Source organism: Pseudomonas beijingensis, assembly GCF_030687295.1.
GTDB classification, from domain to species: Bacteria; Pseudomonadota; Gammaproteobacteria; order Pseudomonadales; family Pseudomonadaceae; genus Aquipseudomonas; species Aquipseudomonas beijingensis.
In genome coordinates this window covers 4,400,540-4,417,526 of sequence record NZ_CP117425.1, presented here as the reverse complement: position 1 = coordinate 4,417,526, position 16,987 = coordinate 4,400,540, and the positions used below count along the sequence as shown (strand labels likewise).

The 16,987-nt window shown below is 60.6% G+C and carries 10 protein-coding genes and 1 pseudogene; 5 read left to right on the top strand and 6 right to left on the bottom strand.

Features of this window, described 5'->3' with window-relative positions:
- Positions 1–25: 25 nt before the first annotated feature.
- From PSH84_RS19790 to PSH84_RS19770, 5 genes are read left to right on the top strand one after another with little or no spacing between them, the layout of a single operon-like run.
- A complete protein-coding gene (locus tag PSH84_RS19790; protein WP_305467127.1) occupies positions 26–3,508 on the top strand; it encodes a response regulator in 3,483 nt (1,160 codons plus the stop codon).
- A complete protein-coding gene (locus PSH84_RS19785) occupies positions 3,508–4,323 on the top strand; it encodes a CheR family methyltransferase (RefSeq protein ID WP_305481641.1) in 816 nt (271 codons plus the stop codon). The genes PSH84_RS19790 and PSH84_RS19785 overlap by 1 nt, the downstream gene beginning before the upstream one ends.
- Positions 4,320–4,907, top strand: a complete 588-nt coding sequence (locus PSH84_RS19780) for a chemotaxis protein CheB (RefSeq protein WP_305467124.1) — start codon at positions 4,320–4,322, stop codon at positions 4,905–4,907. The genes PSH84_RS19785 and PSH84_RS19780 overlap by 4 nt, the downstream gene beginning before the upstream one ends.
- Before the next feature lie 5 nt (positions 4,908–4,912).
- On the top strand, positions 4,913–6,193 hold the full coding sequence (locus PSH84_RS19775; protein ID WP_305481640.1) for a hybrid sensor histidine kinase/response regulator: 1,281 nt from the start codon (positions 4,913–4,915) through the stop codon (positions 6,191–6,193).
- A complete protein-coding gene (locus PSH84_RS19770) occupies positions 6,186–6,563 on the top strand; it encodes a response regulator (protein ID WP_305467122.1) in 378 nt (125 codons plus the stop codon). Before PSH84_RS19775 ends, PSH84_RS19770 begins: the two co-directional genes overlap by 8 nt.
- 15 nt (positions 6,564–6,578) lie before the next feature.
- Here the strand turns inward: PSH84_RS19770 and PSH84_RS19765 are convergent, their stop codons facing one another.
- The 6 genes and pseudogenes from PSH84_RS19765 to PSH84_RS19740 form a co-directional block, all read right to left on the bottom strand.
- Positions 6,579–7,457 (bottom strand): halovibrin HvnA, encoded by an 879-nt coding sequence (locus tag PSH84_RS19765; RefSeq protein ID WP_305467121.1) that lies wholly within the window; start codon positions 7,455–7,457, stop codon positions 6,579–6,581.
- 140 nt (positions 7,458–7,597) lie between these two features.
- Positions 7,598–9,268, bottom strand: a complete 1,671-nt coding sequence (locus tag PSH84_RS19760; protein WP_305467120.1) for an ATP-binding protein — start codon at positions 9,266–9,268, stop codon at positions 7,598–7,600.
- On the bottom strand, positions 9,265–10,767 hold the full coding sequence (locus tag PSH84_RS19755) for an ATPase domain-containing protein (protein WP_305467119.1): 1,503 nt from the start codon (positions 10,765–10,767) through the stop codon (positions 9,265–9,267). The genes PSH84_RS19760 and PSH84_RS19755 overlap by 4 nt, the downstream gene beginning before the upstream one ends.
- A gap of 230 nt (positions 10,768–10,997) precedes the next feature.
- Positions 10,998–12,056, bottom strand: coding sequence for a tetratricopeptide repeat protein (locus PSH84_RS19750; RefSeq protein ID WP_122567357.1), 1,059 nt, complete (start codon positions 12,054–12,056; stop codon positions 10,998–11,000).
- Between the two features lie 330 nt (positions 12,057–12,386).
- Positions 12,387–13,808: an efflux transporter outer membrane subunit gene (locus tag PSH84_RS19745; RefSeq protein ID WP_305467118.1), complete on the bottom strand. Its 1,422-nt coding sequence runs from the start codon at positions 13,806–13,808 to the stop codon at positions 12,387–12,389.
- Positions 13,805–16,986: pseudogene (locus PSH84_RS19740) on the bottom strand (efflux RND transporter permease subunit). The gene PSH84_RS19745 and the pseudogene PSH84_RS19740 overlap by 4 nt, the downstream one beginning before the upstream one ends.
- Position 16,987 lies beyond the last annotated feature (1 nt).

Below are 16,987 nucleotides of genomic sequence, written 5' to 3'. Positions count from 1 at the left end.
TCAACTGTCCACCAAGGCCCTTTCCATGACTCCTTCGTCTTCGGTCGACGAGCAAAGTTTTCGCAAGCTCCTGAGCCGCAACATCAGCCTGCCGCTGGGCATAGGCGCCCTCAGCGCGGTGTTTTTCATCATCCTTATCACGTATCTGCTGTCGGTGATCCAGTGGGTCGGCCATACCGACAGGGTGATCAATAACGCCAACGAAGCACTCAAGCTGAGCGTGGACCTGGAAACCGGCATGCGCGGCTACCTGTTAAGTGGGGACGAGCACTTCCTCGACCCCTACGAAGTGGCCAAGCCACGGATCGCCGTGGCGCTGGACACATTGCTGGAATTGACAGCCGATAACCCGGTCCAGACCGACCGCCTGCACAAGATTCAAGCCCTCCAGACGGAGTGGGCCAATTACGCCCAGAGCATGATCGACCTGCAACGCAGCAGCGGTGATTACCGGGGCGCGGTGAAGGCCGGACGCGGCAAGCGCCTGACCGACGAAATTCGCCAGTCCTTCGAAGAAGTCGTCGAGACCGAGCAGCAACTGCGCGCGGCGCGCAACGAGGAAGTGCGTACCACCACCGTCTGGAGCATTGCCCTTTATCTATTGTTCGTCGCCGCGGTCAGCGGGTTGCTGGCCTACGTCGGTCGCCGGGATCTGTTGAACCTGTCCGAAAGCTACAGCGCCAGCCTGAAAGTCCAGCAACGCAGCGCTTTGCACCTGGAGAAGCAGGCCTGGTTGCGTAACGGCCAGACGCTGCTGGCCGAGCAGGTCCTGGGGCAACTGTCGCTGAACCTGTTGGGTCGCAACATCCTTCAGTTCTGTGCGAAATACCTGGACGTCGCTGTCGCTGCGCTTTATGCGCGGGAAGAAAATGGTGTCCTCAAGCGCGTCGCCAGCTACGGCCTGTCCCGGGAGGATGAAGAACAACAACAGGTGATCGTCGCCGGTGAAGGCATCGCGGGTCAGGCCGTGCAGCAGGGGCGGCTCATTCGTCTGGATGACGTGCCGAGCGATTACCTGAAAGTCAGCTCCGGATTGGGGCAAGGCCTGCCCAACAGCGTACTGGTGGTGCCCACCAGTGACGATGACCGGATCAACGGTGTCATCGAACTGGGTTTCCTGCGGCCATTGACCGAGCGTGACATCGAGCTGCTGGAGTTGATCGCCGGCAATATCGGCACCTCCATCGAAGCCGCCCGTTATCGCCAGCGCTTGCAGGAAGTGCTGGCCGAAACCCAACAGTTGAACGAAGAGCTGCAAGTCCAGCAGGAAGAGCTCAAGACTGCCAACGAAGAGCTGGAAGAGCAGTCGCGCATTCTCAAGGAATCCCAGGCCCACCTGGAAACCCAGCAGCAGGAGCTGGAGCAGACCAACGAACAACTGGCCGAGCAGCGCGACGCCATGGACCAGAAGAACAGCGAACTGAACCTGGCCCAGATCCAGTTGCAGGAGCGCGCCGAAGAGCTGCAGCGTTCAAGCAAGTACAAATCCGAGTTCCTGGCCAACATGTCCCACGAGCTGCGAACGCCGCTCAACAGCTCGCTGATCCTGTCCAAGCTGCTGGCGGAGAATCCGCAGCAAAACCTCAGCGAAGAGCAGGTCAAGTTTGCCGAGTCGATCTACTCCGCTGGCAACGACCTGTTGAACCTGATCAACGACATTCTCGACATCTCCAAGGTCGAGGCCGGAAAACTGGAAGTGCGTCCAGAAAACACCAGTGTGCAACGTCTGGTGGAAGGGCTGCGAGATATGTTCAAGCCGCTGGCGGCCGACAAGGGTTTGAGTTTCGAGGTCCAGGTGCTGCCCGACGCGCCGGCGGTGCTTTACACCGATCGCCAGCGCCTGGAACAGGTGATCAAGAACCTGTTGTCCAACGCCGTGAAGTTCACCGAGCGGGGCTCCGTCAGCCTGTCCGTGGCAGGCCAGCCGGGCTCCGGCATCGCGTTCATGGTGCGCGACTCCGGGATCGGCATCGCCGCCGATCAGCAACAAAGCATCTTCGAAGCGTTCCGTCAGGCCGATGGCACCACCAACCGTCGTTACGGTGGCACGGGCCTGGGATTGTCGATTTCCCGGGACCTGGCCACGTTGCTGGGCGGCTCGATCTCCGTTTCCAGCGAGCCAGGGCAGGGCAGTGTGTTTACGCTGGTATTGCCTGAGCGTTACGTCGAACCCGGGGATGCGCCGATAGAGCCGATGACGTTCACCCCGACGGCCACCGCGCCGGCTCCCGTAACCCCCAAAGCCGCGCCAGCGCCGCTGATCGCTGAGGTGGATATGCCGATTGCCCGATTCGCCGACGACCGCGACAGGGCGCCGTTCGACACCCGGTGCATCCTGGTGATCGAAGACGAGCCCAAGTTCGCCCGGATTCTGTTCGACCTGGCCCACGAGCTCGGTTACCAGTGCCTGGTGGCGCACGGTGCCGACGAAGGCTTCGACCTGGCGTTGCAACTGGCTCCCGACGCGATCCTGCTGGACATGCGCCTGCCGGACCATTCCGGGCTGACGGTGTTGCAGCGGCTCAAGGAGCAGGCCGAAACCCGGCACATTCCGGTGCACGTGATTTCCGTCGAAGACCGCGTTGAAGCCGCCATGCACATGGGCGCCGTCGGCTATGCCGTCAAGCCGACCACCCGCGAAGAACTCAAGGACGTGTTCGCCCGCCTGGAAGCCAAGCTGACCCAGAAGGTCAAGCGGGTGCTGCTGGTGGAAGATGACGACTTGCAACGTGACAGTATTACTCGCCTGATCGGCGACGATGACATCGAAATCACCGCCGTTGGCTTCGCCCAGCAAGCCCTGGACCTGCTGCGCACCAACGTCTACGACTGCATGATCATCGACCTCAAGTTGCCGGACATGCTTGGCAATGACCTGCTCAAGCGCATGTCCAGCGAAGACATCTGCTCCTTCCCGCCGGTGATCGTCTACACCGGGCGCAACCTGACACGGGACGAGGAAGCCGAGCTGCGCAAATATTCACGCTCGATCATCATCAAGGGCGCCCGTTCGCCAGAGCGCTTGCTGGACGAGGTGACACTCTTTCTGCACAAAGTCGAATCCCGGTTGTCCCATGAACGACAGCGGATGCTCAAGACCGCCCGCAGCCGCGACAAGGTGTTCGAAGGCCGCAAGGTGCTGCTGGTGGACGACGATGTGCGCAATATCTTTGCCCTGACCAGCGCCCTTGAGGCGAAGGGTGCGGTCGTTGTCATCGGCCGCAATGGCTTGGAGGCGATCGATCGCCTGAATGAATTCGACGACATCGACCTGGTGCTGATGGATGTGATGATGCCGGAAATGGACGGTTTTGAAGCCACCGCGCTGATCCGCAAGGATCCACGCTGGCGCAAGCTACCGATCATCGCCGTGACGGCCAAGGCCATGAAGGACGATCAGGAACGCTGCCTGGCGGCGGGTTCCAATGACTACCTGGCCAAGCCGATCGATCTGGATCGTCTGTTCTCGCTGATTCGCGTGTGGTTGCCGAATATGGAAAGAATTTAGTGGAACGTGACACTGACATTGAACTTCGTTTGTTGATCGAAGCGATCTACCTCAAGTACAGCTACGATTTTCGCGATTACTCCGGCGCCTCCATCAAGCGCCGGGTCCACCATGCATTGAGCCAGTTCGAGTGCAAGACCATTTCGGCCTTGCAGGAGCGCGTGCTGCATGACCCGGGTGCGTTCATGCAATTGCTGCAACTGCTGACGATCCCCGTCAGCGAGATGTTTCGCGATCCCTCGCATTTCCTGGCGATCCGCGAGGAAATCGTGCCGCTGCTCAGGACGTACCCTTCGATCAAGATCTGGATCGCCGGTTGCAGCACGGGGGAGGAGGTCTACTCCATGGCGATCCTGCTGCGCGAAGAAGGCCTGCTGGACCGCACGTTGATCTACGCCACCGATATCAACCCGCGCTCGCTGGAAAAAGCCAAGCAGGGGATTTTCTCCCTGGAAAACGTGCGCACCTATACCCAGAACTACCAGAACGCCGGAGGACGGCGCTCGTTTGCCGATTACTACACGGCCGCCTACGATTATGCGATGTTCGATAAAACCCTGTGCAAGAACGTGACCTTCGCTGATCACAGCCTGGCAACCGACAGTGTTTTTTCAGAAACTCAATTAATTTCATGTCGCAACGTATGGATATATTTCAATAAAAAACTGCAAGATCGTGCGTTTGGACTGTTCCATGAGTCCCTCTGTCACCGTGGTTTCCTGGTTTTGGGCAGTAAGGAGACACTGGATTTTTCGGCTTACGGTCATCGATTCGAGCCGTTGGTCAAACAGGAACGGATCTATCGCAAGTTATGAACCAGACGAAGGACAGATCCAACCCGCCCATCGAGGCCATTGTCGTCGGTGCGTCGGCCGGCGGCGTCGAAGCGTTGCTCAAGGTGTTCGGACACCTGCGCAAAGGCTTTGGCCTGCCCATCCTGGTGGTATTGCATTTGCCGGATGAGCGCGACAGTCAACTGGCTCCTGTGTTCGGTCATCGTCTGGCGGTGCCGGTGGAGGAAGCTCGGGACAAGCAAGACATCGTGCCGGGCACCTTGTACGTCGCCACGCCCGGCTATCACTTGTCGGTCGAGGCTGATCGTAGCCTGTCGTTGAGTCTGGAGGAGCCAGTACACCATTCGCGGCCGTCCATCGATGTACTGTTTGAATCGGCCGCCGATGTCTACGGCCAGAAATTGCTGGCCGTGGTGCTGACCGGTGCCAACAACGATGGCGCCCGGGGCTTGGCGAAGGTCAGTGCGCTGGGTGGGATCACCGTGGTGCAAGACCCCGCTGAAGCCCAGGTCTCGACCATGCCCGAAGCGGCGCTGGCCCTGCACGAGCCCGACCATATCCTTACTTTGCAAGGCATCGGCCAATTGCTGGCCGGGCTGGAATGAACCACATGCCAAGAGATATTCAAGCCAAACTGCTGATCGTCGACGATCTGCCTGAGAATCTGTTGGCCCTGGAAGCGTTGATCAGGGGGAACGACCGCGAGGTCTTCAAGGCCCTGTCGGCGGACGAAGCGCTATCCCTGCTGCTGCAACACGACTTTGCCTTGGCCATCATCGATGTGCAGATGCCTGAGATGAACGGTTTCGGGCTGGCCGAGCTGATGCGCGGCACGGAGAAGACCCGCAGCATCCCGATTATCTTCGTCAGCGCCGCCGGTCGTGAGCGTAACTATGCCTTCACCGGTTATGAAAACGGCGCGGTGGACTTCTTGCACAAGCCGCTGGACACCCAGGCGGTCAAGAGCAAGGTCAATGTGTTCGTCGAGTTGTATCGCCAGCGCAAGGCCATGAAGGAGCAAGTCGTGGCCCTTGAACAGAGTCGTCGCGAGCAGGAGGTCCTGTTGCAGCAACTGGAGGCCACCCGCGCCGAGCTGGAGCAGGCGGTTCGCATGCGTGACGACTTCATGTCCATCGTCGCCCATGAGGTGCGCACGCCCCTCAATGGGCTCATTCTCGAGACCCAGTTGCGCAAGATGCACCTGGCCCGGGACAACGCCGCGGCCTTCAGCCTGGACAAGGTGCGGGCGATGGTCGAACGCGACGAGCGCCAGATCAAGAGCCTGATCCGGCTGATCGAGGACATGCTGGATGTGTCGCGGATTCGTACCGGCAAGCTGTCGATCCGTCCGACCCGCTTCAACCTGACGGCATTGGTGGAAAACCTGCTGCGCAACTTCCAGCCGCAGATCGCCGTCGCCGAATGCTCGTTGACCTGCATGGCCGAGCCGGCGGTGGAGGGGCTTTGGGATGAGTTCCGTATCGAGCAGGTGGTGTCGAACCTGTTGACCAATGCGCTGCGCTACGGCGGCAAGAGCCCGATCGAAGTGCGCGTCTTCAAGACGCCCGAGCATGCCTGCATCGAGGTCCAGGACCACGGCATCGGCATCAGCGAGGAGAACCAGAAACGCATCTTCCAGCAGTTCGAGCGCGTATCGTCCAAGGCGGCTGCTTCAGGCTTGGGGTTGGGGCTGTTCATTTCCGAGCAGATTGTCTCGGCCCATGGCGGGACGATCACGGTCGACAGTCGCCTCAATGAAGGCGCGTTGTTCCGTGTTTGCCTGCCCTTGCAGAAAACTGTCTTGGACAAAACCGCCGAACAGACGCAACCTCTGAGAGACCCTAAGGTCGTATCAGCAGCTATTGATCGAACAAAGGCTTCTCATGAGTGAAGATGCGCAAGATGTTGTATTGATCGTCGAGGATGACCCGTCGATCCTGATGGTACTGTCGGCTTATCTGTCGGGCGAGGGGTACCGGGTGCTTCAGGCCGGAAACGGTGAGCAGGCGTTCGAGATCCTGGCGAGCAAGCCGCATCTGGACATGATGATTACCGACTTCCGCCTGCCGGGCGGTATCTCCGGGGTGCAGATCGCCGAGCCCGCAGTCAAGCTGCGACCCGAACTGAAGGTGATCTTCATCAGTGGCTATGCGCAGGAAGTGCGCGACACCGATAGCCCCATTACCCGCAAGGCGCCGATCCTGGATAAGCCGTTCGATCTGGATGAATTGCAGTGCATCATGCGCACAATGCTGTCCTGAATGGGTGAGGAATACTCATAAGCCCAACAGGACGCGTTGATCCTCCATAAGGTAACTGAACACCGCATCGGCGGAAGGGTTTTGTGGGAGTTCGAGCTTGATAATCGGCACGCCTCTCCCGCTTTGATTGAAATAGTCCATTTGATCCCGTTGCGCTCTGGCCAAGCCGTCGTTTGTATAGAAAAAGGCTTCGAGGGGAACAGGGGTAGGGTTGTCATGCTGGGGCCAGGTGGCGACTACTAATTCAATGTAGTCAAACGTTCCGGCAAAGAAGTTACCGAGGTTATGAGCCCGAATCGTTTCCTTAAATCCGCTAGTAGCCATTTCATTCATGTCATCGCTGACATCAAAGCCGCAGAGGTTCCAAGCATATTCCTGCCGGTTCGCTATCCATTGTTCTGCAGTTGTCACCCCAATGGTCTGGCAACGACGGCTTCGATCAAGTGCATACGGATGGGCGCCACACCCGGCCTGGTCCCTGTTATTGGTTGCACCGTCCGAAGGGTAGGCACAAAGCACTTCCACCTGAAACGTATCCGCCGGCCTGGTCAATACAGGGTAGAAAATAAATCCGCTGTTTTGCCCATAAACCAGCCCTGAGAACTTGGCGTCTTTCCTGAGGAAGGAAAACGCAACGCCGCCGCTGGTGCGTGAATAGGGGCTGGGGTTCCAGGTGAAATAGCCGTCACCGGGAATCGTCGAGCGCAACATCACACCGGTACACAGAAAACTGGGCATCGAAGGGCTGCCGCAGTCATCCCGGATATCGTTGTAGCGTTGAGTGAGTTCGGCTGCGATTTGTACACCGGAGCGCAGTCGCTCGAGGGAGAGTGCCTGCTGGCTTACGGTGGCTCCGGCCAATACAAGCATTACCCAGAGGATGAGAGTTTTCATGATGACCTCAATGCCGATTGATGCCCATGCGGTTAACACTGGACTGCGCATTGAGTTTCGGTCTGAAAAGTAGCCCTGAATAGCTGTCAAGTCTGACAGCTATTCAGGGCTATAACGGTACTTTATGCTCCGAGATTTCGTCATGCTCTTATCATCTCCCGCACCTTGGCCGTCAACAAATCAAACGTGAACGGCTTGGTGATCATCTGCATCCCCGGGTCAAGGAAACCGCCGCGTACCGCTGCATGTTCCGCATAGCCGGTAATGAACAGTACCCGCAGGTCCGGACGGATCTGCCGGCCGATTTCCGCCAGTTGCCGACCATTCATGCCGGGCAGGCCTACGTCGCTGATCAGCAGGTCGATGCGTTGGCTTGACTGGAGGATCGGTACGGCGCCATTGGCGTCGGCCGCTTCCACAAAGGCATAACCCAGTTCGCTCAACACCGCGCTCACCAGTACCCGCACCGCTGGATCGTCCTCGACGATCAGCACGGTTTCGCCGTCCTGCGCATGGGGCGCGTGCTGGGTGGTGACCTGGGGCTCGTGTATTTCTTCACCGCGAAAGCGCGGCAGGTAAAGGTTCACGGTGGTGCCCTTGTCGACTTCGCTGTCGATGGTCACATGGCCACGCGATTGCTTGCTGAAGCCATAGATCATCGACAGGCCCAGCCCGGTGCCCTGGCCGATCGGCTTTGTGGTGAAGAACGGGTCGAAAGCGCGATTGATGACCGCTTCGGGCATGCCGCAACCGCTGTCCTGCACACTCAGCACCACATAGTCGCCGGGCGCCAGGTTGGTGTAGGCATCGGTGAAGTCGGCGTCCAGGTGCCGATTGCTTGTCCGCACCACCAGGTTTCCGCCGTTGGGCATCGCATCCCGGGCGTTGAGCACCAGGTTGAGCAGGGCGCTCTCCAGTTGGTTGGGGTCGGCCTCGGCGACCCAGAGTTGTTCGTCCAGCTGCATGTCCAGGCGAATGCTCTCGTTGAGGCTGCGTTGCAGCAACTCGCCCATGGACAGCACCAGCGTATTCATCTGGACGGCCTTGGAGTCCAGCGATTGCCGTCGGGAAAACGCCAGCAGGCGATGAGTCAGGCCGGCGGCGCGGTTGGCCGAGGTCACGCCCAGGTCGATCAGGCTGTCCAGGTCCTCGGTACGGCCCCGGGCCAGTCGACGACGCAGCAGTTCGAGGCTGCCGATGATTCCGGTGAGCATGTTGTTGAAGTCGTGGGCAATGCCACCGGTCAACTGGCCGACCGCTTCCATTTTTTGCGACTGGCGCAGCGCTTCTTCGTTGTGGCGCAACTGGGCGGTACGCTCTTCTACCTGCTGCTCGAGGGTTTCAAGGGTCGTTTGCAGGCGCAGTTCGCTGTTGCTCAGGTCGATCAGGCGGTCGCGGGCATCGTACTGCCTTCGCCGCCCACGCAGGGCAGTGGTCACCAGGCTGATCAGGGTCACAGGGTGGAAGGGGCGTTCGAGGAAGGTGACGTTACCCAATTGCGCACCGATACGTGCCGCCGGATTCTGTTCCGGGCCGCCGTGATGGGTCAACAAGACAATGGGCAGGTCGGACCAGGCCGGCTGCTGCTCGATTTGCAGGAACAGTGTTTCCAGGTCTGGCCCCATCAACGCTTCCGAAGAGATCACCAACAGGCCCGCGCCGTCTTCCAGTTCTTGGCACAAATGGCCCAGATGACGGCAGATGAGGCCGGCAAACCCGGCTTCATTGAGGATCATCAAGGCGATCTGGCTGTCTCGTCCCAACGGCGCGAGGATCAGTGCCCGCTCCGACAGGGGCTCCGTCAACGTCACTGGAGATCATCCTTGAGCAGCGGATGGTCCGCTCCCATGTAGGTCGGTACGCCACGCAAGACACCTTGGAAGGCCTCCAAAGGTTCGCCAATGGTCATGCCCTGGCCGCCGATGCGGTATTCGCGGATGGTCGACTCGTGGCTGCCGGTGCGCTTCTTGATAATGGAAACCGCCCGGCGAACCTTGCCCAGTGCTTCGAAATAACGCAACAGAATCACCGTGTCGGCCAGGTAAGTGATGTCCACGGGCGCCTGCATGTCGCCGACCAGGCCGTGCTGGGCGACGGTCATGAAGGTCGCCGCGCCCTTGCGGTTGAGGTAGAGCAGCAATTCATGCATGTGCAGCACCAGGGCGTTCTCTTCCGGCATGGCCGCCTGATAGCCGTTGATGCTGTCGATGATTACGGTCTTGATCTCGCCCTCGTCGACACAACGGCGCACGCGGTGGGAGAACTCACCGGGGGACAACTCGGCGGCGTCCACTTGTTCGATCATCAGGTTGCCGGTTTTTTGCAGGGCATGCAGATCGATGCCGATGTTTTTCATGCGCTCGAACAACAAGCCCAGCTCTTCATCGAAGATGAACAGCGCGGCCTTCTCACCGCGATGCACGGCGGCTGCGGCAAAAATCAGTGCAATCAGCGACTTGCCGGTGCCCGCCGGGCCCAGGATCAAGGTGCTGGAGCCGGTCTCGATACCACCGCCCAGTAGCGCGTCCATCTCGCCGATGCCGCTGGAGAGTTGCTTGCGCTGGTATTGTCCGCGGTGTTCGGCGGCCACCAGGCGCGGGAAGACATGTACACCATCGCCCATGATGGTGAAGTCATGGTAACCGCCGCGGTACTTCTGCCCGCGATACTTGACCACCCGGACGCGCCGCCGCTCGGCGCCATAGTTGGGGGTCAGTTCTTCCAGGCGAATCACTCCGTGGGCGACGCTGTGCACGGTCTTGTCCAAGGATTCTGTGGTCAGGTCGTCGAGCAACAGGACCGTGGCGTCGTAGCGCACGAAGTAATGCTTGATTGCCAGGATCTGGCGACGATAGCGCAGCGAGCTTTGCGCCAGCAGGCGGATCTCCGACAGGCTGTCGAGCACGACCCGGGTCGGCTTGACCCGTTCGACCACTTCGAAAATCTGCCGCGTCGCTTCGCCCAGTTCCAGGTCCGAGGAGTACAGCAGGCTCTGCTGGTGCTCGGCATTGAGCAAGCTTTCAGGCGGGGTCAGCTCGAAAATATGAATGTTGTCGTCCAGGGTCCAGCCGTGGGAGGCGGCGCCCTGACGCAGTTCACGCTCGGTTTCCGAGAGCGTGATGTACAACGAGCGCTCGCCAGCCTTGGCGCCGGCCAACAGAAAATGCAGCGCGACCGTGGTCTTACCAGTCCCCGGTTCCCCCTCAAGCAGGAACACATGGCCGCGGGACAAACCACCGGAAAGGACATTGTCCAGTCCTTCGATACCGGTGGCAGCTTTTGCACTGATCAACCCGTTAGATGTAGACAAAAATAGCCCTCTCATGACTAGGGAAGTGGGCAGCAGGCGGGGTAACGCCTGAAATGAACTGCCTGAATACTTGACCTTTGGCGGTGATGGCGGTTCCGCTTACATCTACAAAACGCGGTGTAGTGCACAACTTTTTTAGGCGCTGTCGAGCGAAGCGACGCGGCGATCTTTACCAAGCCAATTGAGTCACAAGTGAGCGCTCAACTCATCAAGATCAAAAGCGGCAGCTCCTACAGACCCTGTTGCAGTGCCGGGTCATCGGGGTTCAGTTGTTCAAGTTGCGCCAACAGGATTTGAACGTTCTGCAACTGACCGGTTTCCTTCCAATAGTTGATCAGCAACACCCGGGCCTTGCGGTCGGCGGGGTAGCGCTGGACGATTTCCTGTAGCTGTTTCTGCGCGGCTTCCACTTCCTGCTCGGCATGCAGGGTAGTTGCCAGGTCATAGCGGTAATGCCGGTTCTCGGGCTCCAGTTCCACGGCTTTGGCCAGGCCGAGCACCGCATACTCGCTCTGGCCATGTTGCAGCAGCCACATGCCCAGCGCATGTTGCAGATAAGCCGAGGCTGGCTGGGTTTGCAACTGTCGGGCGAGCAATTGTCGTGCGGCTTCGCCCTGGCCTTGTTTGTCCAGCACTTCGATCTGCATGACCAACGCCGGGAGATTGTCCGGTTGCAGGCGCAAGGCCTGCTCAAGGGCCAGTTGGGCTTTCTTCAATTCGGCATTGTGCAGGTGCAGCCGGGCGAGCTGGTAGTGGGACTCCGCGGTTTTCGGACCGTCCTCGAGCACCTGCTCCCAGGTGTCGATGGCGATCTGCATCGCACCGAAATACAAGCCGAGGTCATCCGGCGACAGGCCCAGCAGCGCATTCACGGCCGCGAACCGGACGTTCGGGTCGTCATCATCCAGAAGCGGGCCGAGCAACAGGCTGCGCTGCCCCGTCGGCACCAGCCCGACCACGCTGCCGATGGCGGCCCGACGCACGTCCGGTGATTCGCTGTGCAGGTCCGCGTCCGCCAGTTTCAGGGCTTGCGGGCTGGGGTAGTTGGGCAGTTCTGCGTGCAGCCACACACGGCGCTTGGGCGAGAGGTCCGGACGCCCCAGTTGCTGGTAAAGCATCCGCGCCGCCCCCGGCTGGCCGTTGCGGGCGTTTTCCAAGGCTTCGCTGTAGCCACGCTTGATCGCTTCGGGGATTTGCGGGGTGGTGCTGCGCAGCCACACCGCGACAAGACCGATCAACAACAGTACACAGAGGCTGAGGAGCAGATAGCGGCGGCGAGGCGAGGGCATGCAGGGAATCCATTACCAGAAGCGTGAAATGTCGCAAGCTTCGGTCAGGTGGGGGCCTGAGTCAAACCTTGTGACACATCTCACGCGCCCTGGGTAAAGCTTGCCCAAGTCAATGTGGGAGCAAGGCTTGCCCGCGATGAGGGTGGCACATTTAGCATCAGCGCAACTGACCCGTCGCTATCGCGAGCAAGCTTTGCTCCCACAGGGCTCTCCCACAGGAGGAGGTGGAGGTCAGCGGCAAGCGAAAAAAAAGCCCCGCGTCCATGAGACGCGGGGCAAAAATTTGGCTGGTTGCGGCCAACCAAAGGAGCTCGGTTGAGCAGGACAGTGTCAGTTGCTGGCGACGGTTTCCGGTTTCCAGCCGCCACCCAAGGCCTTGTAGATCGCGACGATGCCGCGGTACAGGTCCACTTCGGCCTGGGCCTGGGTGTCTTCGGCGGCCAGGCGTTCACGTTGGGCGTCGAGCAGCACGAGGAAGTCCACGGTGCCTTCGCGGTAGCGAATCTCGGCCAGGTCGGCGGCGGCGCGGCTCGATTCACTTTGACGGATCAGCGAAATCAGCCGTTGCTGGCGCTTGCCGTAGTCGCTGAAGGCGTTTTCCGATTCTTCCAGGGCCAGCAGCACTTGCTGTTCGTAGGTCGCCAGGGCGCCATCGGCTTCGGCGTCGGCACCGCGCAGGCGAGCTCGCACACTGCCCAGGTCGAAAGCCGCCCAGGTAATGCTCGGGCCTAGCGCCCAGGCGTTGGCGGCCGAGGAGCCAATTTGCGAACCGCGTCCAGCCGTGAAACCGAGGAAACCGCTCAGGCTGACCCGTGGGAACAAGTCGGCCTTGGCCACGCCGATGCGCGCCGTGGCGGCGGCCAGTTGGCGTTCGGCACTGAGAATGTCCGGGCGCCGTTGCAGCAGTTCACCCGGATCGCCGATGGGCAGGGCTTTGGCGATGGCCGGCAACTGTTTCGGGCTCAGATCCACGCTGAGTTTGTCCGGGCGTTCACCCAGCAGCGTGGCGATGCGATTGCGTTGGCGCACCTGTTCGGCCTGCAGTTGCGGCACGCTGGCTTCAACCGAGGCCAGGCGCGCATCGGCACGGACCACGTCGAGCTGGTCACCGACGCCGGCATCGCGCAGGCTTTCAGTGATCTTGCGCGAATCCTGCTGGTTCTTGAGGTTCGCCAGGGCGATCTTTTCCCGCAGTTGCGCGCCGCGCAATTGACCGTAGGCGTCCACCAGTTCGGCGATCATCGTCACCTGCAACTGATAGAGGTCGGCTTCGACGGCCTGCTGATCGGCATTGGTGGCTTCCAGGTTACGCCGGATGCGTCCGAACAGGTCCAGCTCCCAGGCCATGTCCAGGCCCAGGTCATAACGCTCGGTGTTGACCCGGTCGGTGGTCTGCCCTGGAATCTGGCCTTTGCCCAGGTCGCTGCTCGCACGGCTGGTGATGGTCGGCATGACGTCATTGCTGGCGTCATCGCGAATCGCCCGGGCGGCCCGCAAGCGGGCGAAGGCCACGCGCAACTCGCGGTTGCCTTCCAGGGAACGGGTCACCAACGCATTGAGGGTCGGGTCGTCGAACTGCTGCCACCAGACACCTTCGAAACGGGCGCGGTCGAAATTCTTCTGGCCGGCGGCGCCGTCGGTGGCGGTGGTGATAGTCGCCGCCTCCGTTTGTGGTGCCTTGTAGTCCGGGCCCACGGCGCAGGCACTCAGTGCCAACACCAGCAAGCTCGGCATGAACGCTTTCAAACTCATTGTTGCGCCTCCAGTTTCAAAGCCCGGGCCGCCTTGCGGGCCTCGCTGCGCTCGACGAAGTTGCGAATCAGTACATAGAACACGGGGGTGAGCAGCAGGCCGAAGAAGGTCACGCCGAGCATCCCGGAGAACACCGCCACACCCATGGCATGACGCATTTCCGCACCTGCGCCGCTGGAGAACACCAGGGGCACCACGCCCATGATGAAGGCGAAGGAGGTCATCAGGATCGGCCGCAGACGCAGGCGGCACGCTTCAAGGACCGCCGCCAGCGGGCTCATGCCTTCAAGCTGTTTATCCTTGGCGAACTCGACGATCAGAATCGCGTTCTTGCAGGCAAGCCCCACCAGTACGATCAAGCCGATCTGGGTAAAGATGTTGTTGTCGCCACCGGAGAGAATCACCCCGGTAATCGCCGACAGCAGGGTCATCGGTACGATCAGGATCACCGCCAATGGCAGGCTCCAGCTTTCGTATTGTGCTGCGAGCACCAGGAACGCCAGCAATACGCAGAGCGGGAACACGAACAGCGCGGTGTTGCCCGAGAGGATCTGCTGGTACGTCAGGTCGGTCCACTCGTACGTCATGCCGTTGGGCAGTTCGTCCTTGAGCAGTTTCTCGATGGCCTTTTCAGCCTGGCCGGAGCTGTAGCCCGGGGCGGCAGCGCCATTGATTTCAGCGGTGATGAAGCCGTTGTAGTGCATCACGCGATCGGGGCCCGAGGTGTCGCTGACCTTGATGAAGGTCGCCAGCGGGATCATCTCGCCACGGTTGTTGCGCACCTTGAGCTGGCCGATCTGGTCCGACTCGAGGCGGAACTGTTGCTCGGCCTGGACGTTGACCTGGTAGGTGCGCCCGAAGCGGTTGAAGTCGTTGGCATACAGCGAGCCCAGGTAGATCTGCAGGGTGTCGAAGATGTCGCTGACGGCCACGCCGTGGGTCTTGGCTTTTTCACGGTCGATGGCGGCATCGACCTGGGGCACGTTCACGGTGTAGCTGGTGAACAACCCGGCCAGTTCCGGCACGCTGTGGCTCTTGGTAATGATGTTCATGGTTTCTTTGTACAGCTCGTCGTAGCCCAGGTTGCCCCGGTCCTCGATTTGCAGGCGGAAACCACCGATCGTGCCCAGGCCCTGTACCGGCGGCGGCGGGAAGATCGCCATGTAGGCTTCCTGGATTTCCGAGTACTGGCCGTTCAAGGCACCGGCGATGGCGCCGGCCGACATGCTCGGATCCTTGCGCTCGTCGAAGGGCTTGAGGGTCACGAACACGATGCCGGCGTTCGGGCTGTTGGTGAAACCGTTGATGGACAGGCCCGGGAACGCCACCGCGCTTTCAACACCCGGTTGCTTGAGGGCCAGGTCGGACATGCGCTTGATCACGTCTTCGGTACGATCCAGGCTCGCGGCATCCGGCAGTTGGGCGAAAGCCACCAGGTATTGCTTGTCCTGGCCGGGAACGAAACCGGTCGGCGTGTTGGAGAAACCGAAGAAGGTCAACACCATCAAGCCTGCGTAAACAATCAGGGCAATCCCGCTGCTGCGGATCACGCGGCCCACGGTGCCCACGTAGCTGTGGCTGGCGCGGTCGAAGAAACGGTTGAACGGACGGAACAGCCAGCCACCGAAAATCTTGTCCAGGAACCGCGAGAAACGGTCCTTGGGCGCGTCATGGCTCTTGAGCAACACCGCCGCCAGGGCCGGCGACAGGGTCAGGGAGTTGAAGGCCGAGATCACCGTCGAGATGGCAATGGTCAAGGCGAACTGCTTATAGAACTGTCCGGTCAAGCCACTGATGAAGGCCGCGGGCACGAACACCGCACACAGCACCAGCGCCGTGGCGATGATCGGTCCGGTCACTTCGCCCATGGCGCGTTTGGTGGCTTCCACCGGTGTGAGTCCCAGGCCAATGTTTCGCTCGACGTTCTCCACCACCACGATGGCGTCGTCCACCACGATACCGATCGCCAGGACCAGGCCGAACAGCGACAGGGCGTTCAACGAGAAGCCGAACAGGTGCATCACCGCGAACGTACCGATCAGCGAAACCGGCACCGCCACCAACGGAATGATCGAGGCGCGCCAGGTCTGCAGGAACAGGATAACGACCAGCACCACGAGAATCAGGGCTTCGAACAGGGTGTGGACCACCGCTTCGATGGAGCCCCGGACGAAGATCGTCGGGTCATAAACGATGCTGTAGTCCATCCCGGCCGGGAAGCCTTTCTTCAGCTCGTCCATCTTCTCGCGAACGTCGTTGGAGATCTGGATGGCGTTGGAGCCTGGGCGCTGGAAGATCGGGATCGCCACCGCCGGCTGGTTGTCCAGCAGTGAGCGCAGGGCATATTGGCTGGAACCCAACTCCACCCGGGCGATGTCTTTCAGGCGAGTGATCTCACCGTTGGCACCGGAACGGATGATGATGTTCTCGAACTCTTCCTCATTCACCAGGCGACCCTGGGTGTTGATCGAGAGCTGGAAGGCCTGGGCGTTCGGCGCCGGCGGCGCACCCAGGGCACCGGCGGCGACCTGGCGGTTCTGTTCACGGATCGCGGTGACCACATCGGTGGCAGTCAGGTTGCGCGAAGCGGTCTTGTTCGGGTCCAGCCAGACCCGCAGGGAGTAGTCGCCCATGCCGAACAGTTGCACGTCACCCACGCCGCCCAGGCGCGCCAGCTCATCCTTGATGTTGAGCAGGGCGTAGTTGGACAGGTAGAGCATGTCGTAGCGTTTGTCCGGCGAGGTCAAGTGCACGACCATGGTCAGGTCGGGCGATGCCTTGTCCACCGTGATGCCGATCCGGGTCACTTCTTCCGGCAGCTTGGGCTCGGTCCGGGTGACGCGGTTCTGCACCTGCACCTGGGCGTTGTCCAGGTCGGTGCCCAGTGCGAAGGTGATGGTCAGGGTGATCTTGCCGTCAGCGGTGGACTGCGAGGACATGTACAGCATGTTCTCGCGACGCCAGTGATGGCTTGTTCCAGGGGCGCGGCCACGGTTTCGCCGATGACCTTGGGGTTGGCGCCCGGGAAGTTGGCGCGTACGACCACGGTCGGCGGCACGACTTCCGGGTATTCGCTGATCGGTAGCTGGAACAGCGAGATGGCACCGGCGATCAGGATCAGCAGCGAAAGCACCGCTGCGAAGATCGGCCGCGAAATGAAGAACTGGGAAAATTTCATC